The 19,240-nt window shown below is 73.0% G+C and carries 14 protein-coding genes; 9 read left to right on the top strand and 5 right to left on the bottom strand.

All coding sequences use genetic code 11. From position 1 onward, the window contains the following. Positions 1–46: 46 nt before the first annotated feature. Complete coding sequence (locus ABD841_RS00505; RefSeq protein WP_425581924.1) at positions 47–907, bottom strand: 3-methyladenine DNA glycosylase; 861 nt, start codon at positions 905–907, stop codon at positions 47–49. Positions 908–1,482: 575 nt separating this feature from the next. On the opposite strand from ABD841_RS00505, the gene ABD841_RS00500 reads away from it, so the two are divergent. The 3 genes from ABD841_RS00500 (at position 1,483) to ABD841_RS00490 (ending at position 4,643) form a co-directional block, all read left to right on the top strand. Further along, positions 1,483–2,508: an SIS domain-containing protein gene (locus ABD841_RS00500; protein ID WP_344966578.1), complete on the top strand. Its 1,026-nt coding sequence runs from the start codon at positions 1,483–1,485 to the stop codon at positions 2,506–2,508. Between the two features lie 140 nt (positions 2,509–2,648). Then, entirely contained in the window at positions 2,649–3,839 is a 1,191-nt protein-coding gene (locus ABD841_RS00495; RefSeq protein WP_344966576.1) for a LacI family DNA-binding transcriptional regulator, read from the top strand. 393 nt (positions 3,840–4,232) lie between these two features. Further along, complete coding sequence (locus ABD841_RS00490; RefSeq protein ID WP_344966574.1) at positions 4,233–4,643, top strand: hypothetical protein; 411 nt, start codon at positions 4,233–4,235, stop codon at positions 4,641–4,643. A 152-nt stretch (positions 4,644–4,795) separates the two neighbouring features. Here ABD841_RS00490 and ABD841_RS00485 read toward each other — a convergent pair whose 3' ends face one another. The 3 genes from ABD841_RS00485 to ABD841_RS00475 form a co-directional block, all read right to left on the bottom strand. Next, the gene (locus tag ABD841_RS00485; protein ID WP_344966572.1) at positions 4,796–7,009 is read right to left on the bottom strand and encodes a polysaccharide lyase 8 family protein; all 2,214 of its coding nucleotides are present in this window, start codon (positions 7,007–7,009) and stop codon (positions 4,796–4,798) included. 243 nt (positions 7,010–7,252) lie between these two features. After that, the gene (locus ABD841_RS00480; protein ID WP_344966569.1) at positions 7,253–8,005 is read right to left on the bottom strand and encodes a class I SAM-dependent methyltransferase; all 753 of its coding nucleotides are present in this window, start codon (positions 8,003–8,005) and stop codon (positions 7,253–7,255) included. A gap of 163 nt (positions 8,006–8,168) precedes the next feature. After that, positions 8,169–9,077: an MBL fold metallo-hydrolase gene (locus ABD841_RS00475; RefSeq protein ID WP_344966567.1), complete on the bottom strand. Its 909-nt coding sequence runs from the start codon at positions 9,075–9,077 to the stop codon at positions 8,169–8,171. A 560-nt stretch (positions 9,078–9,637) separates the two neighbouring features. Between ABD841_RS00475 and ABD841_RS00470 the strand changes: the two genes are divergently transcribed. The 6 genes from ABD841_RS00470 (at position 9,638) to ABD841_RS00445 (ending at position 18,821) form a co-directional block, all read left to right on the top strand. Then, positions 9,638–10,822, top strand: a complete 1,185-nt coding sequence (locus tag ABD841_RS00470; RefSeq protein ID WP_344966565.1) for a DUF418 domain-containing protein — start codon at positions 9,638–9,640, stop codon at positions 10,820–10,822. 755 nt (positions 10,823–11,577) lie between these two features. Further along, a complete protein-coding gene (locus ABD841_RS00465; protein ID WP_344966563.1) occupies positions 11,578–12,867 on the top strand; it encodes a DUF8094 domain-containing protein in 1,290 nt (429 codons plus the stop codon). Between the two features lie 27 nt (positions 12,868–12,894). Next, positions 12,895–14,925: a hypothetical protein gene (locus ABD841_RS00460; RefSeq protein ID WP_344966560.1), complete on the top strand. Its 2,031-nt coding sequence runs from the start codon at positions 12,895–12,897 to the stop codon at positions 14,923–14,925. Then, the gene (locus ABD841_RS00455; RefSeq protein ID WP_344966558.1) at positions 14,922–17,024 is read left to right on the top strand and encodes a hypothetical protein; all 2,103 of its coding nucleotides are present in this window, start codon (positions 14,922–14,924) and stop codon (positions 17,022–17,024) included. The genes ABD841_RS00460 and ABD841_RS00455 overlap by 4 nt, the downstream gene beginning before the upstream one ends. A 46-nt stretch (positions 17,025–17,070) precedes the next feature. Beyond that, on the top strand, positions 17,071–18,063 hold the full coding sequence (locus ABD841_RS00450; protein WP_344966556.1) for a MinD/ParA family ATP-binding protein: 993 nt from the start codon (positions 17,071–17,073) through the stop codon (positions 18,061–18,063). Continuing rightward, positions 18,063–18,821, top strand: coding sequence for a hypothetical protein (locus ABD841_RS00445; protein WP_344966554.1), 759 nt, complete (start codon positions 18,063–18,065; stop codon positions 18,819–18,821). The genes ABD841_RS00450 and ABD841_RS00445 overlap by 1 nt, the downstream gene beginning before the upstream one ends. Here ABD841_RS00445 and ABD841_RS00440 read toward each other — a convergent pair. Next, positions 18,815–19,231 carry a hypothetical protein gene (locus ABD841_RS00440; RefSeq protein WP_344966552.1) on the bottom strand — a complete coding sequence of 139 codons (417 nt, stop codon included), beginning with the start codon at positions 19,229–19,231 and terminating at the stop codon, positions 18,815–18,817. The genes ABD841_RS00445 and ABD841_RS00440 overlap by 7 nt on opposite strands. Between the last annotated feature and the right edge of the window lie 9 nt (positions 19,232–19,240).

The raw sequence follows: 19,240 nt of genomic DNA, 5'->3' as shown, positions 1-19,240 counted from the left end.
GGCCGGGAGGCCGCAAGGGCCGGAAGCCCGGCCCGGGTGCCGCGGGTCAGGGGCGGTGGGCGCCGGCGAGCAGCCGTTCGCAGGCGTCGAGCAGGCGTCGCCGCAGGGGCCGCGCCCGCTCGGCGAACCCCCGCTGCTCGGCGGCGTACTCGGCCCGCCCCTCGGGCGTCTCAATCCGGATCGGCCGATGGCCGAGCGAGCTCAGGTCGTACGGGCTGGCCCGCATGTCCACGACGCGGATGTCACGGGCCAGTGTGAAGCAGTCGGCGACCAGCTCACCGCTCACCAGCGGTGACAGCTTGTACGCCCACTTGTACAGGTCCATGTTGGCGTGCAGGCAGCCCGGCTGTTCCAGTTCCCGCTGCCGCTGCCGCGTCGGCTGCAGCGCGTTGAGCGGGCGTGCCTCGGGGGTGAAGAAGCGGAACGCGTCGAAATGGCCGCACCGCACGCCCCGCTGCTCCACGACCTGCGCGATCTCCTCCCCGCCGAGCCGCAGCGGCCAGGCGCCATGCCGTACCTCCGCGGTCTTGTAGACCATCGCCCACTCGTGCAGGCCGAAGCAGCCGAGATACGCCGGCCGTGCCGCGGTGGCGGCCAGCAGCTGCGCGATCCACTCGACGGTGGGCCCGCGCCTGTCCATCAGCGCCGCGGTGTCGAGCGTGGCCCCCTCGGGGGTGTCGAGGTAGTCGCGGCCGAAGTCGCGTGCCTCTTTCAGCACCACCCCGGCGCCCGGATGCCACTGCCGCAGCCGCGCCGGTCGGTGCCCGTAGTAGGTGAACAAGAAGTCCTCGACGGGATGGGCCTCGCCCCGCGCCCTGCGCGCCAGGTGCGGCGCCGTCCATGCCTCGACCCGCTGCCGGTGGGCCTCCGCCCGCGCCCGCCACTCCTCCGGCTCCAGAACCTCCACCGTCGAATGGTACGCGCGGCCGGTGGTGCCCGGCATGCGGCCCGGACGTCCGGAGGGTCACCGGGATCGACGATTCCAGGTCGAACCGGAGGGCGGCCTCCATGGCCGCGCGGTGCTGCGAGAGCCTGCGGTCGCACTCGGCGATCTGCTGGCGTGCCATGACGGTGCCCCGGGCCTCCGGTGCCGGGACGTCCCACGTCGCCGGCAGGACCTCCGGTTCCTTTCGCGGATCTCGGGCCTCGGGCGACGTCGGGCACGGCACCGCTCCGCGGCTCCGCGTGGGCGTCGAGCGGGTTCTCCGGCAGTTCCCAGGCGGCGACGGGGAAACCGGGAGCCGGCCTGGAGGAAGCCGGGGAAACCGAGAGCCGGCGCGGGGGAAACCGGCGGCGGGAAGCGGCCGGTGGTGGGTGCGGGGGCCGGGTCCGGCTCCCGCCGGGGGCGTCGCTTGACAGCCCGGAATCACCCTGAGATCGTTATCACATCGTGGATGTGAGACCGGTATCAGAGTCTCCTCCAGCCGCCTCACCCCGGCCCGGGGCGCCCCGCGCCCCGATCCGACGAACGGAGCCCCCTTCGTGACCACCGAGACCGTGACCCCCGTCCTCCCCCTCGGCCTGCCCGACCGGCTGGCCGAGAAGATCACGGCGGCCCTGGAGTTGGACGAGCACGTCGACAAGCTGATCGCCGACGCCGTCGCGGCGGGCGTGTCCGACGTGTACCTGCTGGGCTGCGGTGGCTCGCAGATGGCCTACGGGACGCTGGAATACCTGCTGTCCACCCGGCTGGACCGTCCCGTCCACCGCCGCAACGCCAGCGAGTTCACCCACGCGCTGCCGGCCCGGCTGGGCCCGGAGTCGCTGGTGATCGCCGCCTCGGCACGCGGCGGAACCAAGGAGACCGCCGCCGCCGCCACCGCGGCCCGGGAGGCGGGCGCCACGGTCGTCGGCCTCACCGAAGACCCGGAGAGCCTGTTCGGAAAGGCCTGCGAGCACCTCCTGCTCCACAGGGGCTCGGAGGCGAAGGCCGTACTGCTCGGCCTGCTCGGCTGGAGCCTGCTCAAGCACACCGGTGCCATCGCCGACTACGAGGGGGCCCGCCGCGCGTTCGCCGCGCTGCCCGAGGCGCTGCCGGCCGTCTACGCCGAGGCCGACCCGATCAGCGCCGCCATCGCCGAGCGGTTCCACCAGGACCCGGTCGTCTACGTGCTGGGCTCCGGGCCGCTGGTGGACGCCGCACAGACCCTGACCATGTGCTACCTGCAGGAGATGCAGTGGAAGCACGCGGCGGCGTTCAACGCCAACGAGTTCCTGCACGGCGCCTTCGAGGTCGTCGACGACTCCACCCCGGTCGTCCTCTTCCTCGGAGAGGACACCTCCCGGCCCGTCGCCGAGCGGACGGCCGCGTTCCTGAGCAGGTACGCCAAGCGGACGCTGACCGTGGACAGCCGTGATTTCAGCCTCCCCGGCGTGCCCGAGGAGATGCGGCCGCTCTTCGCCGAATACGCGTTCGAAGGCGTCACCACCAGCATCGCCCACCACTTCGCGGCCCGCACCGGACACCCGCTGGCCACCCGCCGCTACATGTGGACCGTCGAGTACTGACGAGGCCGCTCTGCCCGGGTGACAACGTCCGGGGCCACCGCCCGGCCGGGCGGCACGGCCCCGGCAGGCACCCGCGTCAACGCGCGGCGGTCCCCGCGACCGCCGCCGGAGCGCCTCAAACACGTTCCGTCACAGGTACCATGACGGGTCCCGACCGGAGCCCCGGCGCCACGGGCCCGCAGCGAGAAGGCAGGTGCGAAACGACAGCAGTCGGCAAACCGACGGCGAAGGACGTCGCGCGTGAAGCGGGTGTCTCCATGGCCACCGCGGCCCGGGCGCTCGGGGGCTACGGATACGTCAGCCCCGCCACCCGCGAGCAGGTGCTCGCCGCTGCGGTCCGCCTCGGCTACCAGCCCAACGACGTCGCCCGCAGCATGCGCGCCAAGACCACCAGGACCATCGGTTTCGTCGGCGCGGACATCGTCAACCCGTTCTTCGCCAACGCCATGCGCGGCGTCTCCGACGTCGCCCGGCAGCACGGTTTCGACGTGTTCCTCACCAACAGCGACGAGCGGCTCGACCTGGAGCAGCAGGCGGTCCGCGCGCTGCTGGTCAAGCAGGTCGACGGCATCATCCTGGCCCCCACCGGTGTCGGCGACGCACCGCACCTGCGCTCGGTGGTGGAGTCCGGCACCCCGCTGGTCTTCATCGACCGCGCCCTGGCCGACGTGCCCGCCGACTCCATCTGCATCGACAACGTCGCCGCCGCCGAGACCGCGGTCGGCCACCTCCTGGCGCTCGGGCACCGGCGCATCGCCCTGGTCGCGGAGAGCCCGGTGACCGGCGACGACGCCCGGTGCCCGGTGACGGACGACGACGAGTGGGCGGCGCGCTCCGTCCCGGACGGGGTCTCCGAGCGGCCGGACGACCGGGTGATCGTCCCCTCCGCCGCCCGCGCGCACGGCTACCTGCGTGCCCACCGGGCCGCCGGCGTCCCGGTCGACAGCCGCCTGGCCCGCCGTGTCCCCCGCTACTCGCAGGAAGCGGCCCGCGACGAGGTGCGCCGGATGCTGGCCCTGCCCGATCCTCCGACCGCCCTGTTCGCCAGCGACAACATCATGGGGCTCGGCACCGTGGTCGCCCTCCGCGAGGCGGGCCTCACCATGCCCGACGACATCTCCCTGGTCACCTTCGACGACCTCGACTGGACCGCGATCACCACGCCCCCGATCACCGTCATCCGGCAGCCGGTCTACGACATGGGGGCGGAGGCCGCGCGGCGGCTCCTCGCCCGTGTCAACGGCGACACCTCACCGCCCGCCCGCGTCGAGTTGCCCGTCCGCCTCCTCGTCCGCGGGAGCACCGCCCGGCCAGGTCCGAGAAGTTCCTGATCAGGGTCGGCAAGACGGTTCCCGCCGTACCGGACGTCCACCCGATCTGCGACGACCGGCTGTGGTGGCCTCCTGGCAAGGGACGATCCGGACCGGTCAGGTCTCACCCGGGTGGAAGTGCCGACGGGCGATCCGGTGGATCGACGAGCGCGGCCGCAGGTACCGGCGCCGCGCTGCTCAAGAGCCGGGGCGGGGAATCACCTTCGCGGGAAGCGCTCTGGATCTCGTCCCGTTCCGCTGGTCGGCGCAGGGCGTCTACGCTGTCGTCGCCCGCAACCGTCACCGGCTTCCGGGCGCTACAGCAGCATGCTCGATTGAAGATCGCGCTACGGTGTCCCCGGCAGCCGGACCTCGTATCCCGGATCGTCGTGCCGCCGAGGGCAGGAGGTTGTCGTGACCGGCGACAAGCGTCGGGATCTGATCGTCTTCTCTGCCGTGACCTATGGTCTGGCCTGGTTGGTGGCACTGCCGCTGTGGCTGCGGGGTGAACAGCCGGGCTCGCCGTTCGAGTCCCCGCTGTCCTCGGTTCTGACCTCCTTCGCCCTGATGGTCCTGCCCACCGTCGGTGTTCTGGTCGTCTGGCTGCTGAACCGGGGCACGGGACATCCCTGGGACTGGCGACGGAAGACGGGTCTGACGTGGGGGCCGGACAAACGCCGTACCCTGCTGCTGATCGGCCTGGCGTGGGTGGGGACGCCACTCGTGGTGATCGCCGCGGTGGCCGCGACGCTGCTGCGGCGGTGGCCGGTGCACGACGTCGGCGCGATACCGGGTGCCACGGGCGTGGCAGAGCGTCACTCGTGACCGCCGTCACCTGGCTCCGGTCCCTGGTGGGCCGTGGCGGCCGGACCGTCTCGCAATGCCCGGTGTCGCAGTGCCTGCCGGATCGCCAGGAACCCCTTCGTCAAGTGTCACCGTTCGGGCGCCGGCTGCCGGGAGATCCGGGAACGGGCCCCTCAGCCGAGCCGTACGGTGACCGTCTCCGAGCCGCCTTCCCGGTCCGCCAGGCACCCGAAGGTGAGCGTGAGCTTCGCGCCGGTCGTGGCGCTCGTCAGGAGTGGGTGCCCGTGGAGCACCTCGGCCACCGGCCGGTCCCAGGTCACGGTCAGTTCGCTCAGGTCGCGCCGGGGATCAGACACGGTCAGCGTGGCCGTGCCGTCGCCGCGCTCCCGGACGAGGACCGCGCACGGGGCGTCGGCGGCCAGGGCGCCGGCGACTCCGTCGTTCCAGAAGTTGACAGCGGTGATGCCGAGCGACGGGACCTGGACGCCCTGCCGGCGGGCCGTGTTGGCGAGCACGCGCGCCCAGCCGGGGTCGGCGGCGCGGGCCCGGGTCGCCGCCCGGCTCGCGCCCGGCAGGAGCAGGTAGACGTAACCGGCCGAACGGGGGTCGACACCGTGGTCGAGCCAGAGGGTCACGTAGCTCCGGGTCACCGGCTCCGTGCCTCCGGTGCGTTCCTCGCGCAGCGTGCGCAGGCGGGCGCAGGGCAGGACGTAGCCGCCGTGCCCTTCCAGGTGCGCCCAGCCCGCCCTGTCGTCCACGGTGAGGGGCGCGCCGGTTCTGCGGTTGTCCACGATGGTCTCGACCGGCGTTCCGTCCTCGGCGGTGATCCCGGCGCCCAGGCAGACGATCGCGTCGTCGAGGAAGAACCACGACTTGAAGGCCTCCAGCGTGCTCTCCAGGCCGTTCAGGTGCTGGCCGACCGTCGCGTACGTGCCGTCGGTGGCGCCGCCCACCCAGCGGCCCGGCGGGCAGGTGTCGCCCCACGCCTCACCGGCGCCGTCGGGCAGCCGCCGGGTGGAGACGGTCGTGCCGGGCAGGCGGTAGGGGTCGACGGTGGGCCAGAAGGAGTCGGAATACTGGTCGTCGTGGCCCTCGGCCCACCAGTAGAGCATTCCGGAGCCGGTGTGCCAGCCGCGCAGGTTCTCGCCGTTGCCGTGCTCGTAGTGGCCGATCCGGGAGGAGGCCATGCTGAGCCCCGCGCACCAGCCCGGCCGGCGGTGGACGGCGCGGGCGCTCATCGGCAGCAGCCGGTGCCCGGCGGGCTCGTCGGCCGCGGGGATCGCGCCGTCGCCCAGGATCGCGGCAAGGCGGGCGTGGAACGCCAGATCGCTGCGTTCGGCCGCGTCAAGCATGGGCGTGCGGGTGTTCCGCAGCGCCCACCCCTTGACCACGGCCTGCCAGCGGGCCCGCTCGGCGGCGGAGGCCGCGTCCCCCAGCAGCAGGATCGAGGCGGCGATCTCGCGTCCCCTCCGGTGGTCACCGTACGGCTCCCGGCCGACTCCCCGGCCGCGGACCAGGTCCATGCAGAAGCCGTTGCGGACGAACGGGGCGAACGACCTCTCGACCATGTCGAAGACGACCTGCCGGTTCGGGTCGGTGATCTCCCAGGGCGAGCCGCGCAGCACCGCGAACAGTGTCGCGAGCCCGGACAGCAGCGACGCTCCGTACGCGCCCTGGTAGGGGATGGACGTGTGCTGGATGAACGAGCCGTCCCGGTAGAACCCGTCACCCTCGTCGACGTAGGGGAAGACCGGGGAGAGCGCCGAGGCGGCCAGCGCGGCCTTCCCCGGGTCGGACCTGAGGATGGCGCGGAGCAGCATCACCGTGCACAGGTCCACGCGGTTGGCCCCGGTGCTGGTGCCGCTGTAGTCGTCCAGGCGGCACTCGGGGACGAAGTGGTCCACCGCGTCCCGGAGCGCCGTGCTCTGCCGGTCGGTCAGGTGCGGGCCGATCAGCACGGCCGCGTCGAGGAGCGTCCTGGGGACGCCGATCTGCCAGTGCCACCAGTTGCCGACCGGGTCCGCGCCCGCGGCGTACACCCGCCGCCGGTAGTGGTCGATGCCGGTGGCGACGGCCGCGGCCAGGTTCGCGTCACCGGTCAGGCCGGTTCCGGGCAGGACGTACGCGCGGGCCATGGTCTGCAGCCGCCTCGGGGTGGCGGCGAACGAGGGGAACGCCAGGCCGGGCCAGAGCGACGCGTCGGCCGGGGCCATGGTGTCCCGGTATCGGGCCGCCGCCGCCCCCAGCTTCGTCAGCCGGGTCCGGTACGGCTCGGCCGCCGCGTCGAACCCCGAGCCCGCCGTCACGTCCCGCCAGTTGCGGCGCAGCAGGGCGAAGGAGTCGTCCGGTGTGTGCGCGGCGTCCGCCGGGATCAGCGCTCCAAGCACTCCAGCCGCGGCGACACCGCTGAGCTGAAGAAATAATCGCCTGGAATATCCAGTCACACGTGGATTATCACGTGGAAACCACCACCGCCCCGGATACCGCGCCGTACTGTGCCCACCGGCCCGGGCGTTCTCTCCACCGTGGATGTCCGGCCTCGCGACCGCGGGCGGAGACGACCGGCGCCTCCGGCGTGTGACGCCCCCCCGCGCTGCCCCGGCGGTGCCGGAGGGGTGCCGCGGATGGCGTCAGATCCGGTAGACCGACACGTGCGCGCGGCTGTCATCGGTGAACGCGGCGCCCGTCCAGTCGGACCAGCGGTGTTCGCGTTCCATGCCGGCCAGGCGGGCCATCAGGTCGAGCTCGGCCGGCCAGGCGTAACGGTGGTTGGCCGGCAGCAGGCGCAGCCCGGCGTCGGTCATCCTGATCCTGGTGGTGTACATCATCTGGTCGGCGGCGGACAGCCGGGCCGCCTCGGCGACGACCGCGTCCTCGCCCAGTGACAGCAACCGCAGCGCCGACCCGTTCCGGAACGCCCCCAGGTCGGGCACCCAGGCCTCGACGACGAACCTGCCGCCCGGACGCAGATGGGCCGCCGCGTTGCGGAAGCAGCTCACCTGGGCCTCCTGCGAGGGCAGGGCGAAGATCGTGTTCACCGCGAGGACGACCAGGGCGAACTCACCCTCGACCCGGGTGGTGGCGAAGTCGCCCAGCGTCACCGGTACGCGGTCGCCTCCCGCTTTGGTACGCAGCACCAGGACCATCTCCGCCGAGCCGTCGATCCCCGCGACCGCCAGGCCCCGGGCCGCCAGGGGCAGGGCCAGCCGGCCGGTGCCGATGCCGAACTCCAGGACGGGTCCGCCGTCGGCGAGATCATGGAGCCGATCCACCGCGGAATCCGTGGGAAGGGCATCGGTCGTCGTGTCGTAGATGTCAGCGATGCTCCGCCCGTAGGCGGAGGCGTCGAACTCGCCCGCCATGCGTCCCCGTCCAGTCCTCACGTACGATCCCCGTCCGGCGGTGCGCGCCTCACCGCCCGGCCACCCGTACGATCCCCGTCCGACGGTGCGCCTCACCGTCCCGTCCCTCACGTACGATCCCCGTCCGGCCGCCCGTACGATCCCTACCCGGTGGTTCCACCGGATCACGGCCGTCCGCGACCGCCTATGACGATCTACCCGGCCCGTGCCGCCCCGAAGAACCCTCCGCCTCGTGCTGCGCCGGTGAGGTCTCCCCCTGCCGTGCCGGGGGGATGTCCACCGCGCGCCGTGCCGGCAGGGGGATGCTCTCGCCGCGGGCGACGTACCGCACGCGGTCGGCCCACCCCGCGCGCTCGACGTGGTGCCGGAAGTCGTCGAGGGGCGAGGTGAAGACGGTGTAGTCGTCGTAGTGCACCGGCATGACGGTCCGCGGGTTGAGCAGGTTGATCCACCGGGCACCCTGCTCGCCGTCCATGGTGACCATCATCCCCAGGATCTTGGTCCCGCCCAGGTGCACGATCCCCAGGTCGATGTCCGGGAAGCGCCGGGGGATTCCCGACAGGCATCGGTGGTCCATCAGGGTGTCACCGCTGATGTGCATGCGGAGGTCGACCCGGCCGTCGGTGCCGCAGAACTCCAGCATGCTGCCCATGACCGGCGGAAACAGCATCTGCGCGGCGCCGGGCGCGTGCCGGGCGGGCAGCGCTGTGATCTTCAGTGTGCGACCGTCCCGGTACAGTTCGTGGTCATGCCAGGTGTGCAGGCCGACGGCCGCGCCGAAGCCCCGGCGCCTGAGACGACGGGCGGCGTGGGGTGTGGTGACGATCGGCGTGTTCTTGTCCAGTCCCCTCCGCGCCACCCGGTCCCAGTGGTCTCCGTGCATGTGGGACAGCACCACGGCGTCCGGCGGCGGGAGCCGGTCCAGGTCGATCGCCGGGTCGGTGCGCCGCCGGGAGGTCAGACCGTAGCCGAGGTAGGCACGCTGTCCCCGGTGCAGGAAGTTGGGGTCGGTGAGCAGGGTGAACCCGTTGTAGCGGATCAGCAGGGTGGCGTTTCCCACGAAGAGCACGCTTGCGTCTTCCGAAATGGGCATCGCATGATCCTTTCGTCTCGGGACTGACGGCTCCCCGCCCCGGTGCTCCCCCGCACCGGCGGGGACGCCCCGGCCCGGACGTCGCACCGGCCGGACACCCCGTCGGCGAGGACGTCACGCTCCCGGGCACCGCCCCGGCCGGGACATCACACCCGTGGGAACGCGCGGACGACGCGTACTGCGGTGTCGGCCTGCGCGCGGCGTTCCACGGCTGGGGGGCGGGAGCCGGGTACGGACGCGGTCGGCGGCGATGGCGGACGACGGTCCGGCCGGCGGGCAGGCGTCGCGATGCGGGCTCTCGACTGCTCTCCGTACGGGGCCGTGGCGTCAGTTCGCTTTTGTGCTGAAACGCCCCCTACCCCACTCGGTCGTCTCGAATCCCATCCGGCGCCTTCCGCGTCCGGCTCCCACGTCCACCGCCCGCGCCCGCTCCGAAGACGGCCCGGAGGGGCTTCGGGCACGGCCCGAGCCCATCGGCCCGTCCGGATGAGACTTTGGTCGATCCCGGCATATGCCAAAAGCCGATGTGCGCGGACACCTCGACCCTTAGTGTCGAGAAGATGACGCAGAGCGACGCCACGACCCGGTCACGTATTCACGAGGTCGACGCGATACGGGGTTTCGCGTTGGCCGGCATCCTGGTCGCGAACATCGGTCTCTTCGCCGACCCCGCCCTGCTGTCCACCATGGGCGGCGAGGCGGGCGGCGGGGGACCGGTGCGCTTCGCCGTGCAGGCGCTGGTCGAGACGAAGTTCTACGTCATCTTCGCGTTCCTCTTCGGCTACTCCTTCACCTTGCAGATGCGCTCGGCGCGGCGGGCGGGGGCGAGCGTGCGGGCGAGGACGCTCCGCAGGTGCCTCGGCCTGTTCGTGATCGGCGTGCTGCACGGCCTGCTGTTCTGGGTGGGCGACATCCTCACCCTGTACGCCGCGCTCGGGCTGGTGCTGCTGGCCTCTCGGGGGATCCGGGTGCGGACCGCCGTGACCGCCGCAGCGGTGATCGTCTCGGTGCTGTCGGTCCTCTGGCTGCTGCTCGCCTGGCTGAGCGTTCTCGCGCCGGAGGCGCCGGCTCCGGCCGCGAACCCCGCGGAGGCCGCGGAGGCCGCGCGGGCGCTCGCCGCCACCACCGGCGACCCGCTCGACTACCTGGGCCTGCACCTGACGCAGTACCCGCGGACGGCGCTGCTGATCTGGCTGTTCCAGGGGCCGATGGCGATGGCCCTGTTCCTGCTCGGGTTCGCGGCCGGCAAGGCACGCCTGTTCGAGGAGCCCGAGCGGTGGGCCCGTCTCGTCCCGAGGGCGCAGTGGGCCGGTTTCGGGATCGGCCTGCCGGCCGGCGTGCTGTACGCGGTGACGTCGGGGCGGGGCGGAACCGCGGAGACGCTGGTGCTCGCGCTGAACACGGTGACCTCGCCGCTGCTCGCCGCCGCCTACGTGGCGACCCTGCTCCGTGTGATCAGGCGCGCCCCCTCCGTTTCGAGCGCGCTCGTCCCGGCCGGCCGGTCCGCCGCGTCCAACTACGTCGGCCAGTCGGTGCTGGCCTGCCTGGTGTTCACCGGCTACGGCCTGGGCCTGGCCGGGTGGCTCTCCCCGCTCGCCGTGATGGGTGTCGCCGCCGTGATCTACACGGTCCTGCTCGGACTGAGCGCCTGGTGGCTGCGCGCTCACCGCTACGGTCCCGTGGAGTACGGCCTGCGTCGCCTGACCGCCTGGGGCGAAGGCAGGGGCGGCTCGGCCGGCGGGTGAGACGTGGCCGTCGCGCTCCCGTCCGAGGCGTCCCCTCGATCTTCCCTGCCCCGGAGCCTTCTTGGCCCCGGAACTCCTTGGGGCCCGCGGATCCGGCCCCGCCCGGGTTCCGCCGCCGGGCGGCCGGATCGGAACGGGGCCGGGATGCCTCTCCGGACCCGCCGGGAAAAGGGGGCTCCAATTCCCGGGGCGGGCGCCGGAGCCGAAGAGCGAATCAGGCGAAACGCATTCATATCAACTTGATATGATCCCTTGCCCAATCCTTTAGTGGAAAACTCCTCCCCGATCATCGTCTGACGCCGGACGTACGGGCGGGCGACGGAAACGCCAACGGAAGGCGAACGACAGGCCCGCTCGCGAGAAATGGCAGCTCACCGGGAAACGTGAAGGAGTGTCCGAAACTACGAGAGATCCAGACGTCTCTAGAGAACGACCGTCACCGATCATCGGAGGCATGCCAGCAGGCAGAGGGATCACGATTTTCGGTCGGACCCTATTGGAAGTTAAGTGTTATTTTTAAATCGATAACCTATAAGTGCCAATTACTCGGCCCTTTACCTTCCCAATAGATCACCGTCAGTCTAATATTTGGACCTATGTCATGGCGTGCATCAGATTTCCCAGATGGGCAGGCTGGGTCCTCTGGCCGCGGCGGTGCTTCCGCCAGACATGATTCCGAACACTCATCCGACTGGCATCCCGAGCGCCTCCTGTCATTCGATTGGCGGAAGGTCATTCTGTTCACGGCGGTTTTGGTGATCATCGCCGTATCCGCGTTCTGGCTCGTGACCAGAACGCCCTCCGGCCCGTCCCTGGCGTCGGACCCCACCCCCGACGCCTCCGACGGCGGCTGGGGGCAGGCCGGCCCGTCCCCGTCGGCGACTCCGGACGCCTCCGGCTCCGCGCAGTCCCCCGGGTCCACCCCGCGGCCGGGCAGGAGCGGCACCGCGGAGCCGTCCCGGACTCCCGGCACCGCCGGCACGAAGAAACCCGCAGCCGGAGAAGACACGGCGAAACCCACGGACAAGCCCACGACGAAACCCACCGGCGAACCCGCGGACAAGCCCACGGCGAAACCCACGGACAAGCCCGCGGCGAACCCCACCGGCGAACCCGCGGACGAGCCCGGAGCGGCGACGACCGCCCCGCCGTCCGCCGGGCCGTCGGCGCGGCCGAGCGCGCCGCAGCTCACCCAGGAGGAGGCGTACGGCATCCACGGCCGCTACCAGCGAAGGCTGTCCGCGGCCCAGGCCCGCAAGGACCAGGACGCCGTCGGGAAACTGGAACACGGGCTCGCCCTGGAGATGACCCGGGCGGGCTTCAAGACCGCCGAGATGCAGGGCACGTCACTGGCGTCCGGGATCTGGCCCAACCCGCAGATCTGGATCCCACGCCGCGTGGCGGGCGAGGCCGACTGGTTCGTGGCGGTCTCGTACGAGCCCGGGGTGGCCAGGGTCGTCGACGTGATGAGCTCTGCCCCGGGCGGCTGGCGGCTGGTGGCCTCGGCCGCCGACACGCGAGCCACCCCCGCGCGCTTCCCGAAGATCGCGACCGACGCCGAGGGCTACGCCACGAGCCTGCCCGAGAACGCCCCGGGGCTGATCGCGACCCCGCGCCAGATCGCCCGCGCCCACCTGGCGAGCCTGGAGCGGGCCGAGACGGACTCACGGTTCGACGAGGGACCGTGGACCAGCGACACCGCGCGCTTCTGGCAACAGGAACGCGCCCAGTTGGAGCAAGCCGACTGGAAGCTCACCCTGTCGTACCGGCTTGAGGGACCGGTACGCGCGCTCAGGACCAGTGACGGGGGCGCCCTGGTCTGGTACGGCGCCCGTTCCACCGAGGTTCGCACGGCGGAGAAGCCGGGCGCGACGGTCAGGCTGAAGGGCTCGGCCGCCGTCCGTACCCGGAACAAGTCCTTCGCCAACTCGGTGAGCGCCACTTACGGACGCATGTATGTGACCCATGTTCCCCCCGCCGGCTCGAACGAGCCCGCTCGCGTCCTGGGCGAGTGGAGCGACGTCCTGGAGAGCCACGGCGACTGACGTCTCCACCGAAGAAAAGGAACATTCATGACGACACCCTCACGTAAGCCATCGCGCGCGACGGTGATCACTGCGAGTGTCGCGATCGGCGTGTTCGGCGCCGGCGCCGGGCTGGGAACCGTCATCGCCACCCGCGCCAACCCCCTCGAAGGGCAGGCGGTACGCCTGGCCGCGGGCACGTACCTCCTGGACGACCAGGCGGGGGCGTGGACGTCGCAGGTGTCGCCCGGGGGCGACCAGCCTCTCCCGCTCTCCGGTTCGGACGCGGGCAGCACCGTCAGCGGCGCTGCCAAGGATCTCAAGGAGCAGCGGGTCTGCCTGTCGGCCACCATCGACGGGCGCGCGCTCGGCGCCGTCGCGGACGGCTGCCTCGGCCTGCCCGTCCTGGCGACCGCCGGTGCCGCCGCGGCCCTGCCGCAGCGGCCCGGCAACCCCAAGAACACCCCGCCCCCGCCGCAGGAGACCTCCGCTCCCAAGGGGGGAACCGGTGCCAAACCGTCGAGCAGTGCCAAGGCCCCGGCGAAGACCTCCGCCCCGCGGGACAACGGCACCTCGGCTCCGGTGCAGCCCGCCCCCGATCCCGGACGCCAGGCGCCGGCGCAACCGCCCCCGGTGGTGAATACCAGAGTCGCCCAACCACCCGCTCCGACACCGACGGAGAAGATCAGCGGCAACATCTCCGAGAGCGAGAACGACAACGGCAGCGTCATCGAACGCCCGGTGGAGAAGAAGGTGGAGGTGGTCACGCCGTCCAAGGCGCCCACCGGCACGGGCAGGACGAAGTCCCCCGGTGGCCCCGGACCGGACAGGCCCCAGCCGACGGACGGCACGCAGCCGCGGCCCCGGCCGACGGGCGACTCCGGAACCGGCAGACCCCAGCCGACGGGCGGCACACAACCATCCCAGCCCGGGAACACCGCGCGGCCGTCCCAGCCCGCCGTCACCCCGCAGCCGTCCCAGCCCGGAAACACCCCGCGGTCGACAGGGGGCCTGCGGCCGCCGCAGTACACCGTCACCGCCCAGCCGTCCCGGCCCGGCGACGACGGCCCCCGGCCGACCCGGCCGACGGGCACCCTCAGGCCGGCGCTTCCCGGTGGCACCGCCGGGCCGATCATGCCCTCGGGTGGTGCCAGGGTTTCCACGGCGCCGCCCGCGACCAGGCCGACGGACGACCCCACGTCCGAGGTGAAGCCGACGGTCCCGCCGGAGACGGGTGCCCGGCCGTCCGGGCCGGAGGTCGGCGTGCAGCAGGTCCCGCCGGCGGACCCCGGCCCCTCTCAGCCGGACACGCAGGCCCCCGACGGGACCGTCCTGCGCCCGCCCACGCCGCAGCTCCCCGGTGGGCAGAACGCCGAGGACGTGCTGCCGGTCTTCAAGGACCCGGAGCTGATGCGGCGGGCCTACGAGGCTCTCGGACTGGACAGGGACATGCGCTACACGGACGAGAACGGCGTGTGGGACCTCAACATCGCCCCGCCCGGCACCCCGCCGTGCCGCGACTACACCGCCGAGGAGCTCCAGACGTTCAACGCGTCGCAGAACGGACAGGGCCAGGCCCAGGCTCAGGGCGGCCGGATGATCCCGCGCGACTCGTGCCTGTGGCCGGCGTTCATCCGCTGGCTGTACGCGGAACCGGCACCCGGTGAGGTCAGCAACTGGACCAAGTTCACCGGGCTCCCCTACCGGAACCTGGAACTCGTGCTGACGGAGCCCGCCCGGCAGGTCCCCGGTGAGACCGCGCCCGCGCAGCCCGGCCCGGACCCGCAGGGGCAGAACCCCGCCCAGCCCGGTCCCGGCGACGAGCCGGCGGGGAACCAGGGACAGGACCCGGCAGGGGACCAGGGACAGGACCCGGCAGGGAACCGGGGACAGGACCCGGCGGAGAACCAGGGGCGGGATCCCGCCCAACCCGACCAGGGTCGGCTGAGCCCGGCCCAGCCTGGCCCCGGCCAGGACGCCCCCGCCCAACCGGGCCCCGGCGAGCTCCCCCCGGCCCGGACCGCCCCCGCCCAGCCCGGTCCCGGCCAGATCGAGCCGGACCCGTACACCGGCCCATGAGCGGACCCACCGGAACCGGACGCGCGGTGCCCGGCCCCGGCCGGGGAGCGGCCTGGGTGCGCGAGCACGGCGCGCATCTGGCGGACTACGCCGCCTCGCACCTCGGCGCCGACCGGGCACGCGCCGCGGTCGTCGCCGCGCTGGCGGCCGGCCGGACCGAGACCGCTCCCGAGGGGGTCACGGTCCGGGGACGGCTGCTGGCCGCGCTGCGCCGCGTCTGCCGGACCGCCCCTGGGTTCCAGGAGCGGTACGTACCGGGGTCGGGCCCCGGCATGCCCGACGTCCTGCTGATCGAGCAGGCGTGGACGATCGTCGACCCCCTGGGCACGGAGACGCTCAGGCTGATGTACCGCCACGGGCTCGCCCTGGAGGACGTCTGCCATGTGCTCGCGATGCCCGAGGACGAGGTGGGCAGGCTCGCCACCCGGACCCAGGACCTGATCGAGACGCTGGTGAGCGGGCTGGACGCGCTCACCTGCGGGCGGCGGGTCTGCCCGGAGCTGGCCCCGCTGGTGGCGGCCGCGTTCCCGTCCGGGCAGCGGGCGCGTCCCCCGGCCGACCCGGCCGGTGCCCGGACGGATCTGCTCTCCCACATGATCAGGTGCTCCGTGTGCACGCGGCCGATCAACATCCGCTACACGGTGCCGCAGATGATCTCCCACCCGCCGGTCGCGCCGCTCTCGGCCGAGGAGCGGCAGCGGCTGGCGGACGCCCTTCCCCCGGAGCCGGCACGGTCCCCGGCGGGTTCTCCGGCCCCCGAGCCGGTACGCCCCCGTCCCGAGCCCGCGCCGGGACCGTCCACCCCGGCCGGCCCCCCGGCACCCTCCGCGCCGGATTCCCCCGGCCGATCCGGGCCCGGCTCACCGACGTCGCCGAACTCCCGGGAGCGGTCGCCGTCCGGCTCGCCGGTCCTGCCCGCGCCCCCGGCCGTGGCGCTGCCCGCGCCCAGGCTCGGCACGACGCCCTACCCGCCGGTGGGTCCCCGGCCGGCCTCGACGGCGCCGGGGAACGCGAAAGAGCCGCAGGTAACGCGCGGCTCCGGCGACGGGGCCGGCGCGGGAAGCGGAACCCGGGCGGGAGGCGCCGGCGACACGACGAGCACAGCGAGCACGACGAGCACGGCAAACACAGCGAACACGGCGAACACGACCGGTGGACCGGACACGGCACACGGAACCGGTGCGGGACGCGAAACCGGCACAGGCTCCACGACGCCGTCCGGGCTGCCCCCGCTTCCCGCCCTCCCGCCCCGGCGCGCCCGTCCGCGCCCGCCGGCGGCACCGCCCGTGACGGGACACGACACACCGCTCTACGACGCCCTGCTCACCCAGGTGTGGGCACGCGAGGTCCTCGCCCAGAGCGAGGAGGTCACCGCCACCATCCCCCGGCAGACCACCGCCCCGGAGCCCGCCCTCAAGACCGAACTCACCAGGACCGAACTCACCAGGGCCGAACCCGCCACCGCGACCGAGCCGGTCGTCATCACCGGGCAGGCCTCCGTCGAGATGCGCGACGACGCGCAGATCCCGCTGCTGAGCATCTACGCCGAACCCGACAACCGCCCGGACGACGTGACGGACGGGGCGGGGATCCGCGTGCTGGAGGCGCTCAGCTGGGCGGGCACCCGGATCAGGAACACGACGATCAAGATTGTGATCATCGTCGTGGCGGGCGCGGCGGGCACCCTGACCGGGATGAACCTGCTCGGCCCGGCGATCGAGGCCGGGGAGCCCGACAGTTCCCTGCAGTCCTCCGCCACCCGGGCCGGCCCGCCCCGGGCCGGCGCCCCCGCCGAACCACGGGACGGCGGGCTCGCCGCGCGCCTGCGCGTCCCGCCCGTGGTGACGCTGGACGAGTTCGGCCAGGGAAGCATGGTCCTCACCGTCTCCGGAGAACCGCTGAAGTGGCGGATCTCCGCCCCCGGCCTGGCCGTGAGCCCTTCCGACGGCACGCTGCGGCAGGGGCAGACGGAGGTGGTCACCCTGCGCGCCCACCGGATCCGCAACTGGTGCGGCAACCCCGCCTCCGTCACCGCACCGCTGACCGTCCACGGCCCCGACGACTCGATCACCGCGACGGTGCGCTGGCGGACCTGCTGACAGCCCCGTCCCCTTCCCACGAGAGCCCTCTCGAAAGGACTTGGCAATGACGGACACCTCCCCCCACATCCAGGCATCGCACTCCAACCCGGCCGAGCAGTTCCACGAAACGGTGCCGCTCACCGCGGAGCACCTGCTGACCAACCGCCGCCCCGAGCCGACCGGCGGGTGGCGCCGCCTCATCTGGCAACTCTCCGGCGGGCGGATCGTGCCGGCGGAGTCCGCGGCCGAGGTGGAGCGCCGGACGCTGATCGCGCAGGCGCAGACCCCCGTCGCGAGCGGGCACCACCGGATCGCGGTCATGAGCCTCAAGGGCGGGGTCGGCAAGACCACGACGACCGTCGCCCTCGGCAACACCCTGGCCTCCCTGCGGGGCGACCGGGTGATCGCGATCGACGCCAACCCCGACCGCGGGACCCTCGGGCTCAAAGTCAAGTCCGAGACGGCCGCGACCATCCGCACCCTGCTCGCCGAGGCCCCGCACATCCTCCGGTACGCCGACGCCCGCGCCTTCACCTCCCAGTCGCCCGCCCGGTTGGAGGTCCTCGCCTCCGACACCGACCCGGCGGTGAGCGAGGCGTTCAACGCCGACGACTACCGCACCGTCGCCGGGCTCATCGAGCGCTACTACTCCATCTGCATCACCGACTGCGGGACCGGCCTGCTCCACGGGGCCATGGGCGCGACGCTGGAGCTGGCCGACCAGATCGTGCTGGTCAGCCTGGTGGCCGTGGACGGAGCGAGTTCGGCCGCCGCGACCCTGGACTGGCTGACCGCCCACGGCCACGCCGACCTGGTCAGGAACGCCATCGTCGTGTTGAACGCCGTGGAGCCCAAGTCCGACGTGGACCTGAACCTGCTGGAACGCCACTTCAGCTCGCGGTGCCGCGCCGTGATCCGCATCCCGTACGACCCCCACCTCAAGGAGGGTGCCGAGGTCGACCTGATCCGTCTGCGGCCCACGACCCGGGGCGCGTACCTGCGTCTGGCCGCGGCGGCCGGGCAGGCCTTCGGCCAGCGTCCCGACCGGAGCCACTAGTGCGGCCGGTCGCCGAGGATCCCGCGCTGAACTGGGATCTGGGCCCCCCGCCGCGCGCCCGGCGGCGGATGCTCATCGTGGTCGCCTCCATCGTGGGGGTGATCCTTCTCGCGGCCGGAGTGTGGCAGATCCTTCGCCCCGACACCGCCCCGGCGGACATGTCCAGTTCGGCCGCCACCGGCGACACCGTCCTGTTCGCCCCGCCGTCGGGTTACGAGGGCGCGGCCGGTTACCCGGTCGGGTTCCCGCACACGGAGCTGGGTGCGGCCTCGGCGGCCGCGGCCGCGCTGGAGGCGGCGTGGACCCTGGACGTCGAGCAGGCCGAGCAGGCCGCGGTGCTGTACGCGCCGCCGGAGCAGCACGACGCCGCCCGCGCGGGCGCGCGCGAAGCCGTCGCCGGATGGCGGGAGATCCTCGGGCTGCCCAGGGAGGGTGCCCTTCCCGAGGGCGCCGCCATGCGGACGCGGACGATCGGCGTCCAGTGGCGTCCCCGCGGCCAGGACCAGGTGCAGGTCTCGATCCTCGTCCAGGTGACCGCGACCAAGGGCGACCAGGACACCGGCCCGACCTACTCCAGCCCCTACGCCATGAGCCTGCTGATGGCCTGGCGGCCCGGCATGCGTGGTGCGAACCAGGGCGACTGGGTCAACATCCCCGACCCGCTCGCCACCTCCGTGCCGCGTGTCGCCCTTCCGGGCACCCCTGAATTCACCGCCGCCGGCTGGAAGCCGATCTCCGGTGCGGCGTCCACTCAATAGATCCAGGAAGAGCCTCCCATGCCCCCACGCAGCTCGTCCCGGCGCGTCACCCTGGTCTCCGGCCTCCTGCTGGCCGCCGTCTCCGCGACGACCAGCGCGGTCATCGCCCAGCCGTGGACCGCGCTGGCCGATCCCGGTCTGACCTCCACCCCGCCGACGGCGCCGGAATCCGCTCCCGCTCCTCCCGCCGCCGAGCCGCCCGCCCAGCAGGACAGCCCCTCACGGGAGGCGGCCCCGACCGCGGACGCCTCTCCCCCCGAGTCTTCCGGCTCCTCCGGTTCGGGCGGCGACCGGTCGTCCGAGACACCGGACAGCCCCGCACCCGCCGAGACGGGGAGCCGGGCCCCCGCGGACAACGCGTCGCCCGGTCCCGCGGAGGCGGACGACACCTCGCCGGATCCCGCGACCAAGAGCTCCCC

The sequence above is a fragment of the Streptosporangium fragile genome, assembly GCF_039534445.1.
Taxonomy (GTDB): Bacteria; Actinomycetota; Actinomycetes; order Streptosporangiales; family Streptosporangiaceae; genus Streptosporangium; species Streptosporangium fragile.
Note: the sequence above shows the minus strand (reverse complement) of the source record. Positions and strands in the feature narration are given on the sequence as shown.

What these genes read in the sequence shown, in the direction of transcription:
- ABD841_RS00450 (WP_344966556.1), top strand. Translation starts at nt 17,071, where the DNA reads ATGACGGACACCTCCCCCCACATCCAGGCATCGCACTCCAACCCGGCC.
- ABD841_RS00495 (WP_344966576.1), top strand. Translation starts at nt 2,649, where the DNA reads ATGACGGGTCCCGACCGGAGCCCCGGCGCCACGGGCCCGCAGCGAGAA.
- ABD841_RS00470 (WP_344966565.1), top strand. Translation starts at nt 9,638, where the DNA reads ATGACGCAGAGCGACGCCACGACCCGGTCACGTATTCACGAGGTCGAC.
- ABD841_RS00455 (WP_344966558.1), top strand. Translation starts at nt 14,922, where the DNA reads ATGAGCGGACCCACCGGAACCGGACGCGCGGTGCCCGGCCCCGGCCGG.
- ABD841_RS00460 (WP_344966560.1), top strand. Translation starts at nt 12,895, where the DNA reads ATGACGACACCCTCACGTAAGCCATCGCGCGCGACGGTGATCACTGCG.
- ABD841_RS00475 (WP_344966567.1), bottom strand. Translation starts at nt 9,077, where the DNA reads ATGCCCATTTCGGAAGACGCAAGCGTGCTCTTCGTGGGAAACGCCACC.